General features: G+C 63.4%; 23 protein-coding genes. 17 read left to right on the plus strand and 6 right to left on the minus strand.

Annotated features, from left to right (window positions below):
* The 3 genes from CK226_RS04300 to CK226_RS04310 are packed head-to-tail and all read right to left on the minus strand — an operon-like array spanning nucleotide 1 to nucleotide 3,202.
* Nucleotides 1–927 carry an ABC transporter permease gene (locus CK226_RS04300; RefSeq protein ID WP_095771308.1) on the minus strand — a complete coding sequence of 309 codons (927 nt, stop codon included), beginning with the start codon at nucleotides 925–927 and terminating at the stop codon, nucleotides 1–3.
* Nucleotides 927–2,015 carry an ABC transporter permease gene (locus tag CK226_RS04305; RefSeq protein WP_245437677.1) on the minus strand — a complete coding sequence of 363 codons (1,089 nt, stop codon included), beginning with the start codon at nucleotides 2,013–2,015 and terminating at the stop codon, nucleotides 927–929. The genes CK226_RS04300 and CK226_RS04305 overlap by 1 nt, the downstream gene beginning before the upstream one ends.
* A gap of 59 nt (nucleotides 2,016–2,074) precedes the next feature.
* Nucleotides 2,075–3,202, minus strand: a complete 1,128-nt coding sequence (locus CK226_RS04310) for a BMP family ABC transporter substrate-binding protein (RefSeq protein ID WP_095791143.1) — start codon at nucleotides 3,200–3,202, stop codon at nucleotides 2,075–2,077.
* A gap of 323 nt (nucleotides 3,203–3,525) precedes the next feature.
* Here CK226_RS04310 and CK226_RS04315 point away from each other — a divergent pair, with 323 nt between their 5' ends.
* Nucleotides 3,526–4,182 carry a GntR family transcriptional regulator gene (locus CK226_RS04315; protein ID WP_245318061.1) on the plus strand — a complete coding sequence of 219 codons (657 nt, stop codon included), beginning with the start codon at nucleotides 3,526–3,528 and terminating at the stop codon, nucleotides 4,180–4,182.
* 173 nt (nucleotides 4,183–4,355) lie between these two features.
* Here the strand turns inward: CK226_RS04315 and CK226_RS04320 are convergent, their stop codons facing one another.
* Entirely contained in the window at nucleotides 4,356–5,495 is a 1,140-nt protein-coding gene (locus CK226_RS04320; RefSeq protein ID WP_095791144.1) for a mandelate racemase/muconate lactonizing enzyme family protein, read from the minus strand.
* Between the two features lie 67 nt (nucleotides 5,496–5,562).
* Between CK226_RS04320 and CK226_RS04325 the strand changes: the two genes are divergently transcribed.
* The 8 genes from CK226_RS04325 to fghA all read left to right on the plus strand — a co-directional run bounded on the left by CK226_RS04325 (nucleotide 5,563) and on the right by fghA (nucleotide 13,531).
* Nucleotides 5,563–6,264, plus strand: coding sequence for a GntR family transcriptional regulator (locus tag CK226_RS04325; protein ID WP_095771303.1), 702 nt, complete (start codon nucleotides 5,563–5,565; stop codon nucleotides 6,262–6,264).
* A gap of 126 nt (nucleotides 6,265–6,390) precedes the next feature.
* Nucleotides 6,391–7,629: a sugar ABC transporter substrate-binding protein gene (locus tag CK226_RS04330; RefSeq protein WP_095791145.1), complete on the plus strand. Its 1,239-nt coding sequence runs from the start codon at nucleotides 6,391–6,393 to the stop codon at nucleotides 7,627–7,629.
* A gap of 146 nt (nucleotides 7,630–7,775) precedes the next feature.
* A complete protein-coding gene (locus CK226_RS04335; RefSeq protein WP_245437657.1) occupies nucleotides 7,776–8,639 on the plus strand; it encodes a sugar ABC transporter permease in 864 nt (287 codons plus the stop codon).
* The gene (locus CK226_RS04340) at nucleotides 8,632–9,477 is read left to right on the plus strand and encodes a carbohydrate ABC transporter permease (protein WP_095771300.1); all 846 of its coding nucleotides are present in this window, start codon (nucleotides 8,632–8,634) and stop codon (nucleotides 9,475–9,477) included. Before CK226_RS04335 ends, CK226_RS04340 begins: the two co-directional genes overlap by 8 nt.
* Before the next feature lie 10 nt (nucleotides 9,478–9,487).
* Nucleotides 9,488–10,567 (plus strand): sn-glycerol-3-phosphate ABC transporter ATP-binding protein UgpC, encoded by a 1,080-nt coding sequence (gene ugpC / locus CK226_RS04345; RefSeq protein ID WP_095791146.1) that lies wholly within the window; start codon nucleotides 9,488–9,490, stop codon nucleotides 10,565–10,567.
* Nucleotides 10,568–10,790: 223 nt separating this feature from the next.
* Nucleotides 10,791–12,410: a GMC family oxidoreductase gene (locus CK226_RS04350; protein ID WP_095786810.1), complete on the plus strand. Its 1,620-nt coding sequence runs from the start codon at nucleotides 10,791–10,793 to the stop codon at nucleotides 12,408–12,410.
* 12 nt (nucleotides 12,411–12,422) lie between these two features.
* Complete coding sequence (locus tag CK226_RS36000) at nucleotides 12,423–12,554, plus strand: hypothetical protein (protein ID WP_280951006.1); 132 nt, start codon at nucleotides 12,423–12,425, stop codon at nucleotides 12,552–12,554.
* 107 nt (nucleotides 12,555–12,661) lie between these two features.
* Complete coding sequence (fghA, locus tag CK226_RS04355) at nucleotides 12,662–13,531, plus strand: S-formylglutathione hydrolase (RefSeq protein ID WP_095791147.1); 870 nt, start codon at nucleotides 12,662–12,664, stop codon at nucleotides 13,529–13,531.
* A gap of 120 nt (nucleotides 13,532–13,651) precedes the next feature.
* On the opposite strand, the gene CK226_RS04360 is transcribed toward fghA, so the two are convergent.
* Together CK226_RS04360 and CK226_RS04365 are read right to left on the minus strand one after the other, a co-directional pair.
* Nucleotides 13,652–14,935, minus strand: coding sequence for an FAD-binding oxidoreductase (locus tag CK226_RS04360; RefSeq protein ID WP_095791425.1), 1,284 nt, complete (start codon nucleotides 14,933–14,935; stop codon nucleotides 13,652–13,654).
* 166 nt (nucleotides 14,936–15,101) lie between these two features.
* Nucleotides 15,102–16,205 (minus strand): histidinol-phosphate transaminase, encoded by a 1,104-nt coding sequence (locus tag CK226_RS04365; RefSeq protein ID WP_095786808.1) that lies wholly within the window; start codon nucleotides 16,203–16,205, stop codon nucleotides 15,102–15,104.
* 231 nt (nucleotides 16,206–16,436) lie between these two features.
* Between CK226_RS04365 and CK226_RS04370 the strand changes: the two genes are divergently transcribed.
* The 8 genes from CK226_RS04370 (at nucleotide 16,437) to CK226_RS04405 (ending at nucleotide 24,729) form a co-directional block, all read left to right on the plus strand.
* The gene (locus tag CK226_RS04370) at nucleotides 16,437–17,210 is read left to right on the plus strand and encodes a glucose 1-dehydrogenase (RefSeq protein WP_095771295.1); all 774 of its coding nucleotides are present in this window, start codon (nucleotides 16,437–16,439) and stop codon (nucleotides 17,208–17,210) included.
* An 82-nt stretch (nucleotides 17,211–17,292) separates the two neighbouring features.
* On the plus strand, nucleotides 17,293–18,615 hold the full coding sequence (gene hisD, locus CK226_RS04375) for a histidinol dehydrogenase (protein WP_095786807.1): 1,323 nt from the start codon (nucleotides 17,293–17,295) through the stop codon (nucleotides 18,613–18,615).
* A 15-nt stretch (nucleotides 18,616–18,630) separates the two neighbouring features.
* Complete coding sequence (locus CK226_RS04380) at nucleotides 18,631–19,656, plus strand: alcohol dehydrogenase catalytic domain-containing protein (protein WP_095791148.1); 1,026 nt, start codon at nucleotides 18,631–18,633, stop codon at nucleotides 19,654–19,656.
* 31 nt (nucleotides 19,657–19,687) lie between these two features.
* Nucleotides 19,688–20,419 carry a histidine utilization repressor gene (gene hutC / locus CK226_RS04385; RefSeq protein WP_095791149.1) on the plus strand — a complete coding sequence of 244 codons (732 nt, stop codon included), beginning with the start codon at nucleotides 19,688–19,690 and terminating at the stop codon, nucleotides 20,417–20,419.
* Between the two features lie 108 nt (nucleotides 20,420–20,527).
* Nucleotides 20,528–21,826 (plus strand): hypothetical protein, encoded by a 1,299-nt coding sequence (locus CK226_RS04390; RefSeq protein ID WP_095791150.1) that lies wholly within the window; start codon nucleotides 20,528–20,530, stop codon nucleotides 21,824–21,826.
* Between the two features lie 216 nt (nucleotides 21,827–22,042).
* Nucleotides 22,043–23,050, plus strand: a complete 1,008-nt coding sequence (locus tag CK226_RS04395) for an ABC transporter substrate-binding protein (protein ID WP_095791426.1) — start codon at nucleotides 22,043–22,045, stop codon at nucleotides 23,048–23,050.
* 145 nt (nucleotides 23,051–23,195) lie between these two features.
* On the plus strand, nucleotides 23,196–23,936 hold the full coding sequence (locus CK226_RS04400) for an ABC transporter permease (protein ID WP_348629076.1): 741 nt from the start codon (nucleotides 23,196–23,198) through the stop codon (nucleotides 23,934–23,936).
* Between the two features lie 10 nt (nucleotides 23,937–23,946).
* Nucleotides 23,947–24,729 (plus strand): ABC transporter ATP-binding protein, encoded by a 783-nt coding sequence (locus tag CK226_RS04405; protein ID WP_027045736.1) that lies wholly within the window; start codon nucleotides 23,947–23,949, stop codon nucleotides 24,727–24,729.
* The last annotated feature ends 14 nt before the right edge of the window (nucleotides 24,730–24,743 follow it).

Genomic DNA, 24,743 nt, shown 5'->3' on the forward strand with positions numbered 1-24,743 from the left:
TTATTTGGTGATCGACAATTCGCCCGGCGCACCGGCAAGCGAACGGGTCGGCGACGAGGTAGCGACCATGATGATGAGGGTGAGGATGTAGGGGGCGGCGTAGAACAGGTAGTACCCTTGCGTGACGCCGACCGACTGCAGCGCCGGTCCGAGCGCGCCGGCGCCCCCGAATAGAAGGGCGGCGGCAAAGCAACCGAGCGGATTCCAGCGCGCGAAGATGACCAGCGCCACCGCCATCAGCCCCTGGCCGGACGAGATGCGCTCGGTCCAACTGCCGGGGTAGTAGAGCGACAGATAGGCGCCGCCGATGCCGGCCAGCGCGCCGCCGACGCCGGTGGCGACGAGGCGCACCGTATTAGGGTTGAGGCCCATGGCGCGCGCGGCGTCGGAACTGTCGCCGACGACGCGCACGATAAGGCCGGCGCGGGTGTTGCGGAAGGCCCACCACAGGACGAGCGAAAGTGCCGCCCCGATCAGGAACAGGACGTTGACGTCGAGTGCCGCCTGCACCTGCGGAATATCGGACCAGGCGCCGAAGGGAATGGCCGGAAGGTTGGGCGCCTTAGGCTTGATGAACGGCTTGCCGAAGAAGAAGGCGAGCCCCGAGCCGAACAGCATCAGCGCGATGCCGATGGCGATGTCGTTGACTTTCGGGAATTTGCAGATCCAGCCATGGAACAGGCCGAAGCAAAGGCCAGCGGCCGAGGCTGCCAGCAGACCGAGCCATGGCGAGTTGGTCATGACCGCGACTGCATATGCGGTCATGGCGCCGAAGACGAGCGTGCCTTCGAGCCCCAGATTGATGCGGCCGGAGCGCTCGGTGATGGCCTCGCCCAGCGAGACGAAGATGAAGGGCGTCGACACGCGTATGGCGCCGCCGAGAATGGCGAGTGGCACGCCCCAGAGGCCGATCTCGGTCGCATCCATCACGAGGCCCTCTGCCACAAATCGGGATTGAAGGCCTTGAAGCGGCCGTACAAGGTTTCGCTGAACAGGATGACGATGAAGAGCATGCCTTGCAGAACCAGCACGGTGGCGTCGGGCAGGTCCATGCGGCGCTGGATCAGCCCGCCTGACGCGTCGATGCCGCCAAGCAAGATGGCGACCGGGATGATGGCCAGCGGGTTGTGGCGGGCGAGGAAGGCGACGAGGATGCCGGTGTAGCCATAGCCGGCGGCGAGCGAGCCGTTGGCGCTGCCTTGTACGGCAGCGACTTCCAGCATGCCGGCAAGACCGGCCAAGCCGCCGGCAAGCGCGGTAAAGCCGACGATGAGCGGTCCGACGGCCAGCCCCTGCACCTGCGCTGCCCTGACATTGCCGCCGGCGATACGAGCGGCAAAGCCCCAGCGGGTCTTTTCGATCAGCACCCAGCAGAGCACGCAGGCGACGACGCCGACAGCAAGCCCCCAATGCACCTCCATGCCTGGAATGTTGCCGATGCGGTAGATATCGGCGAGCGGCTGGGTCGATGGCTTGTTGAGCGAGGCCGGGTCGCGCAGCGGCCCTTCCACCAACTGGTTCATCAGGGCGATGGCGATGTAGGCCATCAGCAGGCTGGAGATGGTTTCGTTGACAGCCCGGTAGTGGCGAAGCGCGCCGACGGCACCGATCCAGATGCCGCCGGCGGCCATGCCCGCCACGCCCATGGCAAGAATGACGATGAAAGAAGGCGCGCCGCTCAACGCGACGCCGATGGCAGCCGCGCCGACGCCGCCGAGCACGATGGCGCCCTCGCCGCCGATGACGACGAGGCCAAGCCGCGCCGGCAGCGCCACACAGAGCGCCGCGAGCAGGAGCGGTGCAGCGCGCGACAGCGAGTTCTGGATGGAGAACCACGAGCCGAAGCCGCCGCGCCACATGGTTTCATAGAGCTGGACCGGCGACTTACCGACCAGCGCAATGAACAGGCTGAACAGGACCATGCCGACGACCAGCGCCGCGAGCGGAATAACGAAAGCTTCCGCCCGCCTGGCGATCCACTCGATCGTCGCCGGATAGCCCCTGGCGCCGAGCATGGCCGGCGCCTCCGCACTGCTGACCGTATCCGTCATGGTCCCCGTCTCCGCGCTCGGCCTCAGGCGGTCGAGCCGACGACGCCCTCGACCAGATAGTCCATGCTTTCGAGCTCAATGGCGGTCTCGGCGAAGGCCTGGCCTGCCGTCGCCACCACGGCGCCCTTGTTGCTCTTCAGCGGGCCCTTGATGACGGAGAAGCCGCCCTTCATCATTTCGGCCAGGGTGGCGTCGAACTGCTTGCGAGCCGCCTCGCCGACGGCGGGACCGAGTGGGCTCATCTTGACGAAGCCGTCGGCCAGTCCGCCGCGGGTGAAATTGGGCAGCGGCATGCCAGCAGTCAGGTCGTCGACGAACATCTTGTAGACCTTGGCCCAGTTCCATTCCGCGCCGGTGAGGTATTTCTCCGGCGCCAGCGGGCTCTGGTTGGCGTGGTAGCCGCAGACGAAGGCGCCGCGCCCGGCCGCCGTCTCGACCACCACTTTCGGGCTGTCGACATGGCAGGTGATGACGTCGGCGCCCTGATCGACCAGCGCGTTGGTGGCTTCCGCCTCCTTGACCGCCAGTGACCACTCGCCGGTGAAGATGACCTGGCAGGTGATCGTCGGGTCGACCGAGCGCGCGCCGAGCAGGAAGGAGTTGATGTTGAGCAGCACCTGCGGAATGGGCTTGGCGGCGACGAAACCGAGCTTCTTGCTCTTCGAGGTGTGGCCGGCGACGACGCCGTTGAGATACTGGCCCATGCCGATATAGCCGAAATATGAGCCGGCATTCATCGGGTGCTTGGCCTTGTCCCACATGCCGCCGCAATGGCGGAACTGCACGTCGGGGAATTTCGCGCACATCGCCAGCATGTGCGGATCGAAATAGCCGAAGGAGGTCGGGAAGATCAGCGAGGCGCCGTCGAGATTGATCATCGATTCCATCGTCTTCTGGACATCGACCGTTTCCGGCACGTTCTCCTCCTCGACGACGGTGATGCCCTCGATGCCCTTCAGCGCCGCCGCGCCCTCGGCATGCGCCTGGTTGTAGCCATAGTCGTCCCTCGGTCCGACATAGATGAAGCCGACGGTGGCGGCAGCGGCGAAGGCACGGCTGATCGGAAAGGATGCCGAGGCCAGGCCGAGTGCGGCTCCCGCGGCGGAGATCTTGAGCAGTTGGCGGCGGTTAAGCATGAATCTGTCGGTCATAGTGAATGCTCCCCTTTAGGACCCTTTTCCGGGTCGGTTAACATGCCGTCAAGAAAGTGCATGCAATCACTGTGCCAGTTTGTGAATTGAAATTTATTCAATAAAATCAATTATCACATCGAAGGCTTGTGCTCATGCTTGAGGCAATTGCATGCACTTTTTGCCTTCAAAGTAGCCAATTTGACAGGCAGATTAAAATAGAGGCATAGAGGGCATATCCGAGTTGAAAGGCCAACGAGTCGGCGGACTCCACGAGAAGACGCGACGGAGGAAACTTGTCGGGGAAGCGCAGCTTGATCAGGTCGGGCACGACCGTGGATCAGATGGTTCGGGCGATCGGCGACCGGATCGTCACCGGCTACCTGCGCCCCGGCGAAAAACTGGACGAGACCTCGCTCGCCGCCCGCTTCGACGTATCACGCACCCCGGTCAGGGAGGCGCTCGGCCAGCTCAGCGCCATGGGCCTGGTCGAGAGGCGGCCCAACAGGGGCGCTATCGTTGCCGTCGTGACGCAGGAGCATCTCGCCTCGATGTTCGAGAGCATGGCCGAACTGGAAGCGATCTGCGCGCGCTTCTCGGCCGAGCGCATGACCAGCAGCGAACGTCGCGGGCTCGAGATCGAGCACCAGGGTTCGGCGCGGATGGTGCAACTGGGCGCGGAGGAGGACTATGAGTATTTCAACACCGAGTTCCATAGCCGGCTTTATCGTGGCGCCCACAATACGCATATCCACGATCTCACCGTGATGACCCGCAGCCGGTTGGCACCCTTCCGCCGCGCGCAGTTCATGCTGCCCGGACGGCTGGCCAAATCCTGGCAGGAACACGACCTAATCGTCACCGCGATCCTGCGTGGCGACGGCGCCGCCGCCGGTAAAGCGGCGCGGGACCACGTTTCCATCGTCAGCGAGGCGAGCGCCGTCTTTGCCGTCGGTGACCAGCCGAAAGCCGCAAGCACGACGCCAGTCACCGCCGACTGAGAAACCACCTGTTGCAGCAGCGGCACATAGCGCCGAAGACACGGATTTGGCACGAAGAAGGCATAGGGCCGCTAAGTTTGATCCTTTGGCTGTCACGGAACCATACGGAGCGATACGGGAAGATTTCTGGTGGGCCGACCGCCTCGGCCCTGGTCTGGGCTTCAGCTTCTCTACTACTTCACGGGAAGGCGTGGATTATCCGGCGCGGCGCCGAGTTCCGACCGTGCCAGGCGCCTTGGCCTGATCCATTCGCCGCGCGCCTTTTCCGATAGGACCAATCCATGGCCTGGCCGATCGGGCGCATAGGCGTAGCCGTCCCGGATCTCGATAGGCTGTTGCACCAGATGATCGAAGTTCTGAAATGAATATTCCAGCCATTCGACCTCGGGAAGCGCGGCCGCCATATGCACGCCGACCTCCAGGAACGTGTTTCCGAGGCTGACCGGAATCCCGAGTTCGGCGGCGAGCCAGCCGATGCGCATGACGTCCGTCACCTGACCATGGACATTCAAGATATCGGCCGCATGGGCTTCCAGGAGCAGCCGCTTGCCCTGTAGATCCAGATACTCGCCGCTGTTGATCTGGGTCCATGTGACGGCATGCCTGAGTGTTCGCAACCCTTCATGGTCGTGACGCAGGATCGGATCCTCGACCCACAGAAGTTCGTGGCCGGCCTCGCGGATCGCCACCAATTTCGTGAGGGCCTCCTTCGAGCTCCAGGCCTCGTTCGGATCGATCATGATTTTGGACCCGGCCGGGACACAGGTCTTCAACAGTTCCAGACGCCGCAGATCGCGGTCGAAATCCCGGTGGCCGACCTTGATCTTGAAAGCCGAGTAGCCAATCGACACCGCGTGGGAGAACAGCGAGACGAAGGCATCGTCGTCGAGGTGAAAATCGAGGCCGCTGGCATAGGCCTTCACCCGGTTGCGGCGACTGCCGAGCAAGACATGAAGGGGCAGGCCAGCTTCCTTGGCTGCAAGATCCCAGAGCGCCACCTGAACCGCTTCGTGAAAGGGCAGGGAGTAAGCCCGCTGATTGCCGCCGCGCGGGCGGTGCACACGGTGGACCAGGGCGATCGCCCTGTTTCCCTTCAGGCTCGGCCAAACCTCATGTTCGAAAACGCTCTCGATCTCCTGCTGATCAGGCAGTGGATTGAAGAGCGTCTGGATGAATCCCAGCCCCACCTCGCCACTTTCGGAAACGAGTTCCAGCGCGGCGACGTTGACATCGTCCGACCGAACCTGGCTGTCCCCGATTACCCGGTCGCGGGCGAACTGAAATCGGGTTATACGAAAATGCGAAAGGCTCATCACAGGGGCTTTCTGATCGGTTACTATATCAAACTGATCTATCAGATGGCATCTTACTACCGGACCAATGGAGGTGCCGCAAGTGGCGGGCAAGGCAAAAACTGACTCTTCTCCCCTCGTGGCGGCCGCCCGCATGAGCGATGTCGCCTATGAGCGAATCCTGGAGGGCTTGTTCGACCGGCGCGTTCCGGCCGGGGCATTCATTTCGCAAAACGAGTTGTCCGCGATCGTCGACGTGCCCGTTGCTCCGCTTCGCGACGCCCTGCGTGTTCTTGAAGCGGAAGGGATCCTGACCATCCATCCGCGCTCCGGCATCCAGTTCATCAGGCCCGGACTGGAGCTTACGCGCGCCACCTACCAATTCCGCTCCATCATTGAGCGCGCGGCGGTTCGCGTCTTTGCCGAACAGGGCGATGAAGCCGTCATGAATGCCTTGGAAATCCGGCATTCCAGGCTGCTTCGGCGCATCGAGCGCGATGGCCTCGGACAGGAGCAACTGGAGGAGATGGATGCGCTGGAGGGAGAGTTGCACGGCGCGGTCATCGCCGCACTGCGCAATCCCCTGATCGACAGCACCTACCGGCGCATGCACAATTATCTGCGTCTGCTGCGGCTCGACAGGAAGATCACGACACCCATCATGGTCCGGACGCTCAAGGAGCACCTCGACATCCTCGAAGCTTGCGGCACAAGGAATGCCGACGCCGCCGAGGCAAAACTGCAGGCGCATTTCCAGGCGGCGATGCAGCGAAGCCTGGGTCTCGTCTGACAGGTCAACGGTGATCCGTCGCTTAGTCCAGTTGCGCGCCGGGCGGTTGCATGGCGTGGCAAAGGATGCTACCCAACCTTCAACTGATCGATCAGATTGATGATCTGATATCTTGGAGGAGATCGCATGCAGTTGAACAAGAGGCAGTTTCTCATGGGTTCGGCGGCCCTGGCGATGGCAGGGCATATCGGCGGCGCCCGTGCCGCGAGTGCCATCAGTTACTGGCACCATTTCACCAGCCAGTCGGAAATGGCCAGCCTGCTGAAGATTATCGCATTGTTTCAGGCGGCGAATGCCGATGTGGCGGTGACGCAGGAGAATATCCCGAATTCCGAATATATGGCGAAGGTCTCTTCGGCTGTGTTGGCCGGTGGCCGTCCGGATACTGCGATGGTGATCGCCGAGCGTTTCGCCGATCTTACCGCGATGGAGGGGTTGATCGATCTTACCGAGCGGGTGAACGGGTGGAAAGGCAAGGCCAATTTCCCCGAAGATCGCTGGGCCGGGCTTTCCAGCAACGGCGCCATCTATGCGGTTCCCGCCTTTGCCTTCGTCGACTGGATGTACTACCGCGCCGACTATTTCGAGGAAGCCGGGCTGGCGGGGCCGCCTCGGAATTTCGACGAATTCCTGAGCGCTTGCCGCAAGCTGACCGACCCCTCGAAGGGTAGGTATGCCTTCGGCATGCGCGCCGGCGCCGGCGGTTTCAAATATGTTATCGATGTCATGGAGGCGTTCGGCTCGCCGATCGTCAAGGATGGGCAGCCAGCCATCGACAGGGCCGCGGCGATCGAGGCGATAACGTTCTATTCCGATCTCTTCCTGAAGGAAAAGGTCGTGCCGCCGAGCGCGCCCAACGACAGCTACCGCCAGATCATGGAGGGCTTCCGCACCGGGCAGACGGCAATGGTGTGGCACCACACCGGTTCGCTGAATGAAATCTCGGCCGCGATGAAGCAGGGCAAACAATTCTCGACGGCACCCATGCCGGCCGGTCCGAAGGCGCATGTCGCTCGCGTTGCCTACGCCGGCAATGGCATCATGAAGGAAGACAATATAGAGGCCGCCTGGCGCTGGGTGAGTTTCTGGGGCCAGACCGATGCTGCCCTGACCTTGCTCGAAGGCACAGGCTATTTCCCGGCCTCGGCCGCTGCCCTGCAAGATCCGCGGATCACCGGCAATCCAATCTATCACGCGGCGGTCGAAACGCTGGAGTTCGGACGTCTGCCGAACAATTTCGTGGGCGCGGCGGGTTGGTCCGAAAATGTCGTCAACCCGGCTTTCCAAGCGGTGCTCACGGGTCAGTCGACACCGGAACAGGCTGTGGACCGTATGATCCAAGGCCTCGAAGCTGCCCTTCGCTGATACATCCCTGCACGGCCTGCTCCGGCGTGCGGCCATGCTCTGAACGCAACGGGACGATGCTTTCGCATCGCGCATCCATGACATCAAGCTCGAGCGGATATCGGCCCTTGCGGGCTGTCGGCGAACTGTCCGAGACCCGGTACTGGATGTATTTGCTGCTCCTTCCCAGCCTCGTCATGATCCTCCTGGTGATCGCCTATCCGACGCTCTACGGCATGGCCATCAGTATTCGCGAGATGCGTCTGACGCGTCCCGGGCTTGGTGGCTGGGTCGGCTTCAAACATTATGCGGGAATGTGGTCCGATCCTGTCTTCTGGATCGCCCTGAAGAATACGGTCGTGTGGGTCACCGCGGCCGTCGTGCTGGAACTGGCGCTCGGCCTTCTCGCCGCGACAGCCCTCAACAGGGATCTGCCGGGCACGAAGATCTTTGCCGTGCTGATCCTGCTTCCCTATTTCCTGCCCAACGTCGTGGCGGGTCATATGTGGGCCCTGCTGCTCGATCCGAGGCTTGGGGTCATCAACGATCTTCTTGTTCGCGCGGGCGTCCTGCAGACCTACAAGGCATGGTTCGCGGATCCCAATACCGCGCTTGCGGCGACTGTCCTTGTCGAGGCGTGGCACGGATTTCCATTCTTCGCGCTGCTGTTGCTCGCGGGCCTGAAGAGCATTCCCGAAGACCTCTACAAGGCAGCCGCGGTGGATGGCGCGGGCGTCGCCGCGCAACTCAGGCTGATCACCTTGCCCATGCTCAGGACCGTGATTGCGGCGGCGGTGATCCTGCGCGTCATCGGGCTGGTCAATTCGCCCGATCTGCTCCTCATTCTCACCGGTGGCGGACCGGGAGACGCCACGCAGGTCCTGTCGCTATACGCCTTCCAGACCGCCTACAAGGAATTCAATTTCGGCTACGCATCCGCCCTGTCGGTGGTGATGTTCGTGATCCTGATGATCTTCGCGGCGGCATATATCCGCCTGTCCAGGATTACCAAGGGAGAGGGCGATGATTGAAAGCAAGCGCCGCCGGCGGTTGATCGCCAACATCGCCACCTACTTCGTCCTCGCGACCCTGTCGATGTTCTGCATCGGTCCGATGATCTGGATGTTCCTGACATCGCTCAAATATGAGGCCGACATCGTCACCCAGACCATGCAGTACATACCGAGGCGCGTCACCTTCGACAATTACGTAGCGATCTGGACGCAGTCCAGCTTCCCGCGACTGATAGCCAACAGCCTGGTCGTCACCTTCCTGACAGTGACGATCTGCGTCGCCACGGGTACGCTTGCCGCCTATGCATTTTCACGCTTCGCGTTTCGCGGCCGAACGCAGCTCATGCTCGGTTATCTCGTCGTGCGCATGTTCCCCGCGGTGATGATGATCATTCCCCTTTATGTCGTCATGCGCGGCGTCGGTCTCGTCGACAGCCGTTTCGGACTTGCACTTGCCTATACGAGTTTCCTTCTGCCGCTGTTCGTGTGGATGCTCAAAGGTTTCTTTGATTCCGCACCCAAGGAACTCGAGAGCGCGGCGCGCATCGACGGCTCGACAAGGCTTGGCGCCATGGTTCGTATCGTCATGCCGCTGGCGCGCAACGGCCTGGTGGCAAGTTCGGTGTTCATTGCCATCGCAGCCTGGAACGAGTTCCTGTTCGCCCTGATGCTGACGACGGGGCAGGGGTCCCGCACATGGCCCGTGGGCCTGCAGTTGATGGTCGGTGAATTCCAGTTGCCATGGGGTGTCCTGGCGGCAGGCGGCATTCTCAGCATCCTGCCTGTCATCGTCCTCTTCGCCATCGTCCAGCGAACCATGGTTCAGGGGCTGACCGCGGGCGCCATCAAAGGTTAGGAGTATTCGCATGGCGACACTTTCCATCAAGGACGTGCGCAAATCCTATGGCTCCGTGCAGGTCCTTCACGGGGTCGACATCGAGCTCGAGGACGGAGGCTTTCTGGTTCTGCTCGGGCCGTCGGGATGCGGCAAGTCGACCCTGCTCAACATGATTGCGGGCCTCGACGACACGTCCGGCGGCGACATCCTGATCGGCGGACGCTCGGTCGTGGATCTCGCGCCCAAGGACCGCAATATCGCGATGGTGTTCCAGTCCTACGCACTTTACCCGACCATGTCGGTGGAGCGAAATATCGGCTTCGGATTGGAAATGCGTGGCGTGGACGCCGATCAGCGAAAGCGCGCCGTCGACGACGCGGCGCGGCTGCTGCAGATTTCGCATCTGCTCGACCGACGCCCTGCCAATCTTTCGGGAGGACAGCGGCAGCGCGTTGCAATGGGGCGGGCGATCGTGCGCGACCCGGAGCTGTTCCTTTTTGACGAGCCGCTTTCCAATCTCGATGCAAAGCTTCGTGTGGAAATGCGCACGGAGATCAAGCGCCTGCACGAGCGTCTCGGCACGAGCATCGTCTATGTGACGCATGATCAGATCGAGGCGATGACGCTGGCCACCAAGGTGGCGGTGATGAAGGGCGGCCACATCCAGCAGTTTGCCGATCCTCGGACCATCTATGAACGGCCCGCCAACGTGTTCGTCGCAAGTTTCATCGGATCGCCGGCGATGAACTTCCTGCCCGGGCGCCTGGTCTCGGACGCCAACGGCGTGCGTTTCGCAGCAGGCGGCGTGTCGGTCGCATTGCAGGCCGGCAAGCGGCCGGTTCAATCCGAGCGCCCGGTGATCCTGGGCATAAGGCCTGAAGAACTAAAGGTGGTCGGGCGCGATGAAGCTTCGATCACGGGGGTGATCGATGTCGTGGAGCCGACAGGGCCGGAAACCATGGTGACGGTGCAGGTTGGCGAACAGTCGATCATCGCCCGCCTGCCGCCGAGGTTTGCAGGCCGGCGAAACGAGCCGATATTCCTTGCCGTCGATCCGGCCAGTGTCAACCTGTTCGACCCCAACAGCGAGCAGCGCATCGATATCTAGACTAGGGGACGGACACCACGGCGCTTCTAGCGCAACGCGGTTTCGGTCATCGGCCGAAGCATAGCCGAAGCCGGCATCGATGCCGGCGAGATCGTCGCCATCGGCTGCAGCGGGCATCGGCGGCGGTTGCTGAGGCTTACGCGGGAGGGTATCGCCTGTATGTCGAGATCAACCAGGCGATGATTCCGATGTGGGAGCGCATCGCCGCACGGCAGGCACGCACGTGAGCGAAACTTCATCATCCCCTTTCGGCGATTACGACTACGTCATCGTCGGTGCCGGCTCCGCCGGCTGCGTGCTCGCCAACCGGCTCTCGGCCGATCCGCGCAACCGGGTGCTGCTGCTCGAAGCCGGCGGCAGCGACCGCTATCACTGGGTCGATATCCCGATCGGCTACCTCTTCTGCATGGGCAATCCGCGCACCGACTGGATGATGAAGACCGAACCGGAAGCCGGTCTCAACGGACGCAGCCTCAACTATCCGCGCGGCAAGGTGCTTGGCGGCTGTTCGTCGATCAACGGCATGATCTACATGCGCGGCCAGGCCGCCGACTATGAGGGCTGGCGACAGGCCGGCAATGTCGGCTGGGGTTGGGACGATGTGCTGCCGTATTTCCGCAAGTCGGAAGACTATCACGGCGGCAAGAGCGCCATGCATGGCAGCGGCGGCGAGTGGCGGGTCGAACGGCAGCGTCTGTCCTGGCCGATCCTCGACGCGTTCCGGGACGCCGCCGAGGAACTCGGCATTCCCCGCACCGACGATTTCAACACCGGCACCAATGAAGGCTCGGGCTATTTCGAGGTCAACCAGCGCCAAGGGGTGCGCTGGAACACATCGAAGGCGTTTTTGCGCGGCATTGCGGCGCGTCAGAATCTGCGCGTGGTGACGGGGGCCGAGACCGAACGGCTCGAATTCGACGGCCGGCGCGTCACCGGACTGGTCTTCCGCCAGGGCGACCGCCTGCACAGGGTCAGCGCCGGACAGACGATCCTTGCAGCCGGTGCCATCAACTCGCCGAAGATCCTCGAACTGTCGGGAGTGGGTCGACCCGACCTGCTTTCGAGCATTGGCGTGGATGTTCGACGCGCCTTGCCGGGCGTTGGCGAAAACCTGCAGGATCATCTGCAGATACGCACGGTTTTCAAGGTCGCCAATGCCGCGACGCTCAACCAGCGCTATCACAATCTGATCAGCCGCGCGGCGATGGGGGTGGAATACGCGTTCAAACGCAGCGGGCCGCTGTCGATGGCGCCGAGCCAGCTCGGCATCTTCGCCAGAAGCGATCCTCGGCTCGCAACACCTGATCTGGAATACCATGTGCAACCGCTGAGCACGGACCGCCTGGGCGAGCCGCTGCATCGCTTTCCCGCGGTCACCGTGTCGGTCTGCAATCTGCGTCCGGAAAGCCGTGGCACCGTGCATATGGCATCGTCCGATCCGCGCGAGGCGACGAAGATCCGGCCGAACTATCTCTCCACCGCGGGAGATCGCAGCGTCGCGGTCGCATCGCTGCGCCATGTGCGCAGCCTGATGAAGGCACGGGCCGTGGCACGCTTTGCGCCCGAAGAGATGCTGCCCGGCACGCAATATGACAGCGACGAAGACCTCATCCGCAAGGCCGGCGATATCGGTACGACGATCTTCCACCCCGTCGGCACCTGCAAGATGGGTTCGGACTCGATGGCGGTGGTCGACGACCGGCTACGCGTTCACGGGCTTGCCGGACTGCGCGTGGTCGATGCCTCGATCATGCCGACAATCGTCTCGGGCAACACCAACTCTCCGGTCGTCATGATCGCGGAGAAGGCAGCGGAGATGATCTTGCAGGATCCACGCCGATAGTGCCGTGGCGATGTGCGGCATCCTGCGGATGCCGAAGCCGTCGCGACCTATGCCGGCCACCGTTTCGCGCGCGAACAGGACGCACACGATATCGGTGATGCGCTGCCGTTCCGGCGGGAAGTGGCGGCCCTGGCGGCGGAATAGGCCCGAGCTGCCCTCGCGACCATGGGTCCAATCCATCAGGGTTGCCGCGGTCCCGCCCCATGCCGTAGACAGGCGGCCGTGACGGACGTTGGCGGAGAAGAAACAAGATGTCGGACCGGATGAAGACCCTCTCCTCGGCCAAGTCGCATGGCGGCGTGCAGGGCGTCTATTCCCATGCTTCGTATGCCTGCTCTTGCGACATGATTTTCGCCGTCTTCGTGCCGCCGCAGGCCCGTGAAAAACCTTGCCCGGTCGTGTGGTACCTCTCCGGCCTCACCTGCACCCATGCCAATGTCATGGACAAGGGTGAGTACCGGCGCATGGCTGCGGAGCTTGGCCTGATCGTCGTCTGTCCCGACACCAGCCCGCGCGGAGATATTCCCGACGAGAAGGACAATTGGCAGTTCGGCAGTGGCGCCGGCTTCTACCTCGATGCGACGCAAGCGCCTTACGCCACGAACTACCGCATGTGTTCCTATGTCAGCGAGGAATTGCCGGCGTTGATCGCCCGGGAATTTCCGGCCGATATGACGCGCCAGGCGATCTTCGGCCACTCGATGGGCGGGCATGGGGCGCTGACGATCGCGCTCAAGAATCCCGGGCGCTTCAAAAGCTGTTCGGCCTTCGCGCCGATCGTGCAGCCAAGCACCGCCGGCTGGTCGCGGCCCGCTCTCGAAAAATATCTCGGTGCCGACGAGGCGTCATGGCGGGGCTATGATGCCACCTTGCTCATTGAGGATGGCCACCGTTTCCCCGAGCTTTTCGTCGATCAGGGAACGTCTGACGGCTTTCTCAAGGACGGGCTGAGGCCCTGGCTGCTGGAAGCTGCCTGCGCCAAGGCGGGCATTGCGCTGACCTTGCGCATGCAGGACGGCTACGACCATTCGTATTTCTTCATTTCGACATTCATGGACGACCATCTGAGATGGCACGCCGACAGATTGTCTGACCCGGTTCCTGGCACCGGGCAACGCTGAAGCAAGGGAATATACCCGAGCGGGCTAATCCCGCAGCAGGTCGAACATCAGCTTGATGAAGCGGTCCGCGTCGACTTCGTGCGCGATGCGCGCATTGTCAGGTCGGTCGAACGCTTCGTGTCAGAGGCCGAACCGGTCCTTCAGCCGCCCGGACAGGATCGCGGCCTTCACCCCGAGCGGCCAGAGGCGGTGGAACCGGATTGGCTTGAGCGTCGATGTCGGCATGGGAAACGGCGACGTGTCGCTGCCGCGCAGCCGCTGCGCCAGGGCAGCGCCCATCGCCGAGGCCATGGCGACGCCACGGCCGTTGTAGCCAACGCAGATCAGCACGCCGTCCTGCGGCTCGTGAATGTGCAGAAGATGGTCCTTGGTGATCGCCACCCGGCCGTTCCAGCCATGTGTCCAGCGCGTTCCGGCAAGCGCCGGCCACAGCCGCAGCGCATAGTCGGTGAGGTAGCGGATGGCGGAGGGATCGCCGATCGGCTTCATCGGTCCCCGGCCGCCCATGAGAAGGCGGTTCTGCGCGTCGATGCGGTAGTATACGGTGATATTGCCGGCTTCGTAGACGACCGGCCTTTCAGGGAGAATTGCGGCCGCTGCTGCCGGCGCAAGCGGTTCGGTCGCCGCGATCGCGCTGAACACCGGAACAAGCGACTGCTCCAGGCCCGGCCACAGGGCTCCGGTATAGCCGTTGGTTGCTACAAGCACCTTCTGTGCGCTGACCGAGCCGTTGGCGGTTTTGAGGACCCATCGTCCAGCCTCCCTCTTCAGCGAAAGCACTTCGCTGCCACCGAAAATCCGCGCGCCGGCGTTCCGCGCGGCGGCTGCCAGGCCGATCGTGTATTTCAGGGGATGGAGGTCGCCGCCGCGCGCGTCGAACATGCCGGCTATGTATCTGTCGGTTCCGGTTCGTGTCGCCATCGCCTGTGCATCCAGCATGCTGACCGGCATGCCCCGCCGCTCGCATTGCGCGGCCGTGGTCCGCACCGCGGCTTCCGGCTTCGGCCGGATCGCCGCGCGGATGGTCCCGTTCTGCCGGGCCTCGCAGGCGATCGACAGGCGCTTGATGAGGCCGAAGGTGAAATCCGGCGCACCGTAGGAGAAATCGATCATCCGCGGCCCAAGCTCAGGGCCGAACATCGCCTCGATCGTGTCGGGATCGTATTTGAGGCCGGGATTGACCTGGCCGCCATTCCTGCCCGAAGCGCCCCAGCCCGGCTGGTGCGCTTCCAGCACGGCAACGTCGTCGCCGGCTTCCGCCAGATGCAAGGCGGTGGAAAGGCCGGTGAAGCCGCCGCCGACAATGGCGACCCTTGCCCGCTGCACGCCGGCAAGGGCGGGGTAGTCGGCGGTGCCGCCGGCCGTTTCGCGGTAGAGGCTCTTCGGTGCGTTGCTCTCTAGCATGCTGGGCATCGTCAAGGCGACCGGGGAGGAACACAGGCCCGAGAGGCTGGACGGAAGCCGTTGGGCGAAAGGGGATGCGCCACCTGCGAAAAACTCCATATTGGGAACGGCAGACCGTATATCGTGCCCGGTGCGCGCCAGACAATTCAGCATGGCCTTCGGGAAATCACAACAGCCGCGACAGCGCCGCCATGAAGTGGTCGTTCTCCGCTGGCGAGCCGATGCTGACACGCACATAACTGTCGAAATCTTGCTGCTTCCACGGTTTGACAATGACGCCTTCGCGCAGCAGGCCCTCGGCGAAGGCGGCGGCATTTTGCCGGCAGTTGAAGAACAGGAAATTGCCGCGGGAAGGGGCGACGTCGAGGCCCATGTTCCTGAGGAAGCTCTCGACCCGCGTTCTTTCCGCCTTGGCCAGCGCGACGACCCTTGCAAGGTGTTTCTCGTCCGCCAGCGCCGCCAGCGCGGCGGCCTGAGCCATGCCATTGGCGTTGAATGGTGTGCGCACCCTGTCGAGCAGGGCGCGCAATTCCGGGTCGCCGACGATACCGAAGCCGATCCGCAATCCGGCGAGCCCGAACGCCTTGGAAAATGTCCGCAGCACGATCCAGGGCCGGTCACATTTGCAGAGGTAAGGTAGCGACGAGGCATAGTCGTCGCCTTCCGCATATTCGGCATAGGCTTCGTCGACGACGATCAGCGTCTCGTCGCCGGCCGCATCCAGAACCTTCGACAGCTCGCCGGCCGACAGCCAGCTGCCGACCGGGTTCATCGGGTTGGAGAACAGCAGCATGCGGGGCCGCTCGCGCACCGCCTCGATCAGGGCATCGACATTGATGGTGAGGTCGTCGTTGACGGTCGCTCGTTTGACGCTCGCGCCCATCAGTGTCGCGTAGTCCTCGTGCAGCGGGAACGATGGATAGAGCGTGACGACGGCATCGCCGGGCCGCAACACGGCACGGCTGATGACGGAGAGAAGGTCCTCCGAGCCATTGCCGAGGATCACCTGATCCTCACCGAACTCATATTTGGCGGCGATAGCCTGGCGCAGTTCGCGCCCGGCCGGATCCGGATAGATCCGGAACATCTCGGCGCCGGCCTGCATCATCGTGGCAAGCGTCGGACTCGGACCAAGCGGGTTTTCATTCGAGCCCAGCTTGGCGATCCTGGCCGGAGCATATCGTTGCATGACCTCGGCGACGGTCAGCCCGGAATTGTAAGGCGACAAGCGCGTGACTTCGGTTCGGACCATGTCTGATGCTTTCGACATTAGCGGGCTCCTCTACGGTCGGCCGACGGACCCCTATCATCGACCGGGTTCTCAAAAACCAGGGTTTCGCTGCATCGTCCCCAGGGGAGCCTGGTCGCCGACGGGCGCGCCAGCGCAGCGAATTTTGTTAGGAGTAGCGTAGCCGAAACTGTTTGTATATGCTTGTATATGTAACTTGATCTGGTAGTCTCGCTATGGGAACGGAAGCTCGACACCGGCAAGGAGGATCACATGCGTAATGCTTCTCTGTTCGATCTCGCCGGCAGGAAAGCGCTTGTCACCGGCGCCAGCCGCGGAATCGGCCGCAGCATCGCCGAGGCGTTGAGCGCTGCCGGCGCCGACGTCGCGGTCACCGCGCGCAGCCTGGCGTCCCTCGACGGGACCACGGCGGCGATCCGTGCGGCCGGCGGGGTTGCGCATGCCGTCGCTCTCGACGTCACCGATGTCGGCCGCTGCCGGACCGCTACCGCCGAGGCTGCGGGCCTGCTTGGCGGTCTCGACATCCTCGTCAACAATGCCGGAATGGAGGAGGTCAGGCCCTCGCTCGACGTCGACGAGGCGCTGTGGGACCGGATCGTCGACACCAATCTCAAGGGGGCGTTCTTCTGCGCCCAGGCGGCTGCACTGCAGATGCGGGATGCCGGGCATGGCGGCGCCATCATCAATCTCTGCTCGCTGACGTCAGAAGTCGGCATTCCCACCGCGGTGCCCTACGGCTCGTCGAAGTCGGGCCTGCTCGGCATGACCAGGGCGCTGGCGGCGGAGTGGGCGGGTCTCGGCATCCGGGTCAACGCCATCGCCCCGGGTTACTTCCGGACGGCGATGACCGATGTGTTCTACAGCAACGAGGCATGGCAGCAGTCCATGCTCGCCAAGATCCCGCAGCAGCGTTTCGGCGATCTCGGCGACCTGCACGGCGTTGCCGTCTTCCTTGCCTCGGATGCGGCGGCCTACATAACCGGCCAGTCCATTCCGGTGGATGGCGGCTTCCTGGCATCGATTTGAGGCGGCGCGCTAAAAGTTCGAAATCAACGTCTCGCGCAACGTAACCGGCCGGCGCGTTGCCTTCCAACAAAGAGGAATATCCATGTCCGACATCAGCTTCCACGATCTGTCATCGCTCGACGCCACCCAGCGGGCCAGCCTGTTGAAGCGCGCCGAGGCCGATCTGTCGGTCTTCGTCGAAAAAGTCCGCCCGATCATCCAGGCCGTCAAGGACGAGGGCGACGCCGCCCTCATCCGGTTCGCCAGGGAGCTCGACAAGGCCAATGTCGCCGAAGGCGGACTGCAGGTGTCGGAAGCCGAGTTCGACGCGGCCTTCGACAAGGTCGAAAAGGATGTCGTGGAGAGCATCGCCTTCGGCATCGACAACATCAGGCGTTTCCATGAGGAGCAGAAGCCGGAAACGATGTGGCTCAAGGAAGTCCGGCCGGGCGCCTATGCCGGCGACCGCTATACGCCGATCGCCTCCGTCGCGCTCTACGTGCCGCGCGGCAAGGGCGCCTTTCCGTCGGTGACGATGATGACATCGGTTCCGGCGGTCATTGCCGGCGTGCCGCAGATCGCCATCGTGACGCCACCGACATCGGATGGTTCGGTGGATGCGGCGACCCTGGTCGCGGCTCGCCTCGCCGGCGTGCACACCGTCTACAAATGCGGCGGCGCCCATGCCGTCGCCGCCGTCGCCTACGGCACCGAGACGGTGAAGCCCGCGCTCAAGATCGTCGGCCCCGGCAGCCCATGGGTGGTGGCGGCGAAGAGCATCCTGTCCTCGGTCATTAACACAGGGCTTCCGGCCGGCCCGTCGGAAGCCATCATCTTTGCCGATGACAGCGTCGACGGCGGCCTTGCCGCGCTCGATCTGCTGATCGAGGCCGAGCACGGACCGGATTCTTCGGCCTATCTGGTGACGCACAGCCGCAAGGTCGCCGAGGCAGCGCTCGCCGCACTCCCGCAACACTGGTCGCGGATGACCGAACAGCGCGTGGAGTTCTCGCGCGCCGTGCTGACGGGCAAGCGCGGCGGCGTCGTGCTGACCGCGTCGCTGGAAGACAGCTACCGCTTCATCAACGACTATGCGCCCGAACATCTGGAAATCCTGTCGAACGATCCGTTCGCGCATCTCGGGCATATCACCGAGGCGGCCGAGATCCTCATGGGCCCGCATACGCCGGTGACCCTTGCCAACTTCGTCCTTGGGCCTAATGCCGTGCTGCCGACCAGCCGCTGGGCGCGCACCTACGGGCCGCTTTCGGTGACTGATTTCGTCAAGCGCTCGTCTGTCGGCTACGTCACCTCGGCCGCCTATCCGGAATTGGCGAAGCATGCCCGCAGGCTCGCCCGCTACGAGGGCTTCAGCTCGCACGAAAACGCGGTCTCGGAGATCCGCGACCGCTACCTCGCCGGCTGAACGGAGACGATCGCGATGAAGGCGGCACGGCTTTATGGACCGGGCGATCTGCGGGTGGAGGACATCGCCGAACCCGGCTTGCCGGATGCCGGCTGGGTGAAGCTCAGGGTCGATGCCGCCGGCATCTGCGGTTCGGACCTGCACAATTTCCGCACCGGCCAATGGATAAGCCGCTCGCCTTCGACCGCCGGCCATGAGCTGACCGGCACGGTGACCGCGCTCGGCGAGGGCGTCGACACGGTCGCCATCGGCGACAGGGTGATTGCCGATTCCCGCTTCTGGTGCGGGGAATGCGCGCAATGCCGTGCCGGCAGGCGCCATCTATGCGCTTCGCTGGGCTTTGTCGGCGAAGTCTGCGACGGCGGCTTTGCCGAACAGGCTGTTCTACCCGCGCGACTGCTGCATGTTGTCGATGCAGCACTTGACGAACGGGTCGCCGCGATGGCGGAGCCGCTCGCGGTGGCGCTGCACGCGGTACGGCGTTTGCCAAAGACGGCAGGCTCGGTGCTTGTCGTCGGCTGCGGGCCGATCGGCGGTCTCGCCGCGCTGCTGCTGTCTCGAAGCTTTGCCGGCACCGTGCTTGTCGCCGACCGCAACCAGGCCCGCTGCGCCCGCGTGGCGCGGGTGACCGGCGCAACAATCGTCGACCTTGACCGCGATGCCATTGCCGCCGCGACCGCCAATGCTCCGCTGCTGGCGGCCGTCGAGGCGACCGGCAGCATCGCCGCTTTCAACCAGTTGCTCGGCGTTCTCGATTCCGGCAGCGCTGTGGCGATGGTCGGCATCTTCCATGGCCGTCTCGACATCGACCCCAACCTTCTGGTCGAACGCGAGATCGCGCTGCTGGGGTGCCATGCCTTCGCCGACGAGTTGCCCGACGCCGTGCGGATGCTGGGTGAGTTGAGCAAACCGCTGCTTTCCCTGATCGATCGCGAGATCGGTCTCGACGATATTGCGGCCACTTATGAGCGGCTGTTGGCGGGGCAAAGCGACGGCTTGAAAACAATCATCCGCATGCGGCAACCTGTCGAGCCGGCTTGATTTCCGATAAATTGCCGGAAAGGATTTTGAAATGATCGATTTGCCCGATACGGCGAGCCCCCTTTACGAGAAGGTGAAGGACTACATCTTGACAAACATCGGTACAGGCCGGTGGGGCAAGGATCGCAAGCTGCCGTCCGAGAATGAGCTGGTGGTTTCGCTGGGTGTCTCGCGCATGACAGTCCACCGGGCCTTGCGGGAACTGACCGCGGCGGGCTTCCTGATCCGGCTGCAAGGTGTCGGCACCTTCATCGCGCCGCCCCGTCCGCAATCGACGCTGATCGAGATCAACAACATCGCGGCCGAGATTGTCGAGCGCGGCAACAGGCATCGCTCGGAAGTTCTCGTGCTGGAAACCATCATGCCTACGAAGGAACTCGCACTGTCCTTCGAGTTCCCAAAGCGCGTCGCGATCCATCACTCGGTCGTCGTCAATTTCGAGAACGATTTGCCGGTGCAACTGGAGGAGCGCTTCGTCAATCCGAGCCTGATCCCCGACTACGACAAGCAGGACTTTTCGAAGACGGCGACCTACGACTACCTCATGCAGAAGACCCCGGTGACCGAGGTCGAGCACATCATCTCGGCGATCCCGGCCGACGCCGAGACGGCGCGGCATCTCAATATCGATATCGGCAGCTGCTGCCTGTTTCTGCACCGCCGCACATGGACGGGCGCGATCGTCGCCACCATCAGCAAGCTGACTTATGCCGGCAGCCGCTATTCGCTCGGCAGCCGCTATTCCCCCTCCAAGGCCAACTGACGCCGAAAAGCCAATGCAGATCACGGAATCTTCGACGCAGATGTATGTACATGTACTGATAAGAGCTGTTTCGCGCCTTGCGGACGGATCGGCTAGAAGGGACGGCCGATGATGCACAGCCGCACGGCGCGGATCCGCGCGCTCGCGCAGCACGATGTCGGCGAGGCGCAACACGCGCTGGCGGCCTTGCTGGGCGATCTGTTCGCAATGACCCCCAGCAACGTCCGCATCAATGTCGACAAATACAGCCTCAATTCGTTGAACGGCTTCTTTGACAGCGAGGGCCAGGCCTATTTCTTCAAGTTCCACCAGGAGGAACGCGAGGAAGCCATGACCGGCGAATACTACCGGGCGGAAATCCTGTCGCGTGCCGGCCTGCCGGTCGACCAGCCCGTCCACATGTCCGCCCAGCCGGGTGAGCAGATCCTTGTCTACCGCCGCCGCACCGATCCGAGATTTTCGGATGTACTGTTTGCGCTGGATGCCGAGGACGATGCCGGCAGGCGGCGCGAGGCGGTTCTCGCCGAGCGCGACCTGTCCGCCAGGCTGCTCGAGGTCTATCTCGAGACGCTGCATCCGGTGACTGTCGCGGAGGTCTCGGCTGAGCCGATCCACCGGCTGTTCCATGAGCGGCTGATCGACCCCGATACGCGGTCGTCGCCGGGCGGCCGGCTGGCGGATTTCTATGTCGGCAAGCCGTTTGTCTTTCCTGGCATGGAACTTGGCTGGGATCGGTTCTGCCGGCTGAAATTCGTCATCAACGGCCAGCTCTACACCAGCAGCATCGGCGAGCTTTTCGACGCTGCTGCGGCGCGCTTGCGGCCGGACCGGCTGGCCGATGCCGGCGGTGTGGTCGCGCATGGCGACGCCCACAATGCCAATGTCTGGTACACGGCAGAAGCGGGGAGGGCGGAGCTGTCCTTCTTCGATCCCGCCTTTGCCGGCTCGCATATCCCGACGCTGCTGGCCGAGGTGAAGGCAACCTTCCACAACATCTTCGCCCATCCGTTCTGGCTCTACGACCCAGCCATCGCGACAGACGCTTTTCGCGCTCAGGCGCGGCTGGACGGAGACCTCATCCATGTCGACACGGACTGGGATTTGAGCCCGGTTCGCCGCGACCTGCTGGAGGTCAAGGCCACTGCTTTGTGGCGACCGTTGCTGCTCGAGCTCAAGCGGCGCGGCATGCTGCCGGCGGATTGGCGGGCGGTCCTGCGTTCCGGGCTTTTCCTGTCGCCAACCCTGGTCATGAACCTGCGCGCCGGCGCGCGCAGCCACACGCCGGTCTCTTCCCTCATCGCCTTTTCAGTCGCGGTCATGGTCGGCAGCGAGCCCGATGCCGGAGCCGATCGGGTGACCGACTTCCTGGACTTGATCGATCCTGAAAGCGCGAGCCGATGCGCCTGATCCATGGGGGAAATTGAGCCATGCCAACTTGTATATGCATGTATGTATTTTAGCCTTGACATCCGCGCCCGCGGACGCTGAAATATCCCTGCACTTCACCACGAAGTGGTGGGCAAGACGCCGAGGCACAGTGCCGCAAGAGCAGAAACCCGCAGTCTCACCAGACCGGATGCCTGGGTAAAAAAGCGGTCTGATCATCAAGGGGAACTTGAGATGATGCGTAACCTAGCAGGACAATTTCGCGCGCTCATGATGGCCGCCGCCATCGGGCTCGGCGCCGCGCCAGTCGCCCACGCGGCCGACGCGGCCATTCCCGCGACGCCCGAGGCAGGACCGTTCAAGATCGGCATCGAGCCCTGGCTCGGCTACGGCCAATGGCACGTCGCCGACGCCAAGGGCCTGTTCAAGACGAACGGCCTGTCGGACGTCCAGATCGTCAATTTTGCCGAGGACAAGGACATCAACGCCGCTTTGGCCAGCGGCCAGCTCGACGCCGCCAACATCGCGACCCACACGGCGATGGGCATGGTGGCCGCCGGCCTGCCGGTGAAGATCGTGCTGCTGCTCGACGTCTCGATGACGGCCGACGCCATCATCGCCGGCAAGGACGTCACCTCCATCGCCGACCTCAAGGGCAAGCAGGTTGCTTTCGAGGAAGGCACGACCAGCGATATCCTGCTCAAATACGCGCTCGCCAAGAATGGCATGTCGATCGCCGACGTCCAGCCGGTTCCGATGCCTGCCTCCGACGCCGGCGGCGCGTTGATCGCCGGCCGCGTGCCGGTGGCGGTCACCTACGAGCCCTACCTCACCGTCGCCATGGCGCAGAACAAGGACGTCAAGCTGCTGTTTTCCGCCGGCGAGGATCCCGGCCTGATCAGCGACGTGCTGGTGGTGCGCGACGAGGTCATCAAGTCGCGGCCCGGCCAGGTGTTGGCCATGATCAAGAGCTGGGACGCCGCACTCAAGGATTACCATGCAGACACACCCGGCGGCCGCGCCATCATCGCCAAGGCGGTCGGTTCCGACGTCAAGGACCTGAACACCGCTTTCGATGGCGTGCGCTACTATTCGCTCGCCGAAAACAAGACGGCGCTGACCGGCGATTTCACCACCAAGACATTCGCCGACGTCGAAGCGGCCGCCAAGAACGCCAAGCTGCTGCAGGCCGACGTGACGCCGGAACAGATGATCGATCCGTCCTTCGTCAAGGCGGCGCAATGATAGAGGCCGGATCGCGGTGGTAGCGCAGATGTCCGCGGAGCCCCCCGCGAAAACCGGCCCGGCCGCGCCAAAGGCGGCCACGAAACAGGCCAGGCGCCGCCGATCCTCTGGGATCGGCGCGCCCATCGCCAGGTCGCGTTTCCTGATGATCGCGGTGGCCGTCTTTGTCGGGCTTGGCCTTGGCTGGTGGGCGGCGACGGGGCTGGAATGGGTGAAGCCCATCTTCCTGCCGTCGCCCGGCAGCGTTGCGACCCAGATAGCCAAGCTCGCCGCCGACGGCACGCTGTGGCTGGACCTCACGGCCTCGGCGTATCGCATTTCCATCGGCTTCCTCATCGCTTCGGCATTGTCCATCCCGATCGGCGTGCTGATCGGCAGCTTCCGCTCTTGGGAGGCTGGTATCGAGCCGCTGGTGGATTTCATCCGCTACATGCCGGTCGTCGCATTCGTACCGCTCTCCATCCTGTGGGCCGGTACCGGCGATACCCAGAAATTCCTGATCATCTTCATCGGAACCTTCTTCCAGCAGGTGCTGATGATCATGGACAATGTGAAACGAGTTCCCGCCGATTTCATCGGCCTTGGCCGCACGCTCGGCCTGCCGGACCGCAAGATCCTGACGCGCATCGTCGTGCCCAGCGCCCTGCCGGGCATCTGGGATACGCTTCGCATCAGCCTCGGCTGGGCTTGGACCTGGCTGGTGCTGGCCGAACTTGTCGCGGCGACATCTGGCTTGGGCTATCGCATCACCGTGTCGCAGCGCTATTTCCAGACCAACACCATCATTGGCTACATCCTGCTCCTCGGCGTGCTCGGTCTCATCACCGACCAGGTCATGAAGGCGCTGGAGAAGGTTCTGTTCCGGCAGGATGGCCATTCGCAATGAGGAACCGCCGATGACTGTTCCCAAATTGCGCATCGCCGGTCTCGACAAGAGCTTCGGCACTGGCGAGCGGCGCACGGAAGTGCTGCGCGACATCAACCTCGATCTTGCCGACAATGAGTTCGTCTCGCTCGTCGGCACGTCGGGCTGCGGCAAGAGCACATTGCTGTCGATCGTTGCCGGACTGCAGGACTTCGACGCCGGCGATCTCAGCATCGATGGCGCGCCGATCCTGCAGCCGGGTCTCGACCGCGGCGTCGTCTTCCAGTCCTACACGCTGTTGCCCTGGCTGACGGCGCGGCAGAACATCGAGTTCGCCCTCAAGGCCGCCGGCTACGATCGCACCGCCTGCCGCGAGATCGCGCTCGAGCATCTCGACCTCGTCAAGCTGTCGCAAAGCGCCGACCGCTATCCGTCCGAACTGTCGGGCGGCATGAAGCAGCGTGTCGCCATTGCGCGCGCACTGTCCTATCGGCCGAAGATGCTGCTGATGGATGAACCGTTCGGCGCGCTCGATGCCTTGACCCGGCACCAGATGCAGGAACTGCTGACCCAGATCTGGGAGGAACACCGGCTGACCGTTCTCTTCGTCACGCATGATGTGGAGGAGGCGGTCTATCTGTCGGACCGCATCGTCGTCATGGGGATCGGGCCGGGACGCATCATGCAGACCTTCAACGTCGACATCGAGCGGCCGCGCCGGGAAGAGGTGATGGAGACCCCGGCCTTCATGGATCTGCAGCGCGGCGTGCACAAGGCGATCCGCGAGGCATCAAGACGCCCCGAAATGGCGTAGACGATTGCGGCCAC

Source organism: Mesorhizobium sp. WSM4311 (genome assembly GCF_002295115.1).
GTDB lineage: Bacteria > Pseudomonadota > Alphaproteobacteria > Rhizobiales > Rhizobiaceae > Mesorhizobium.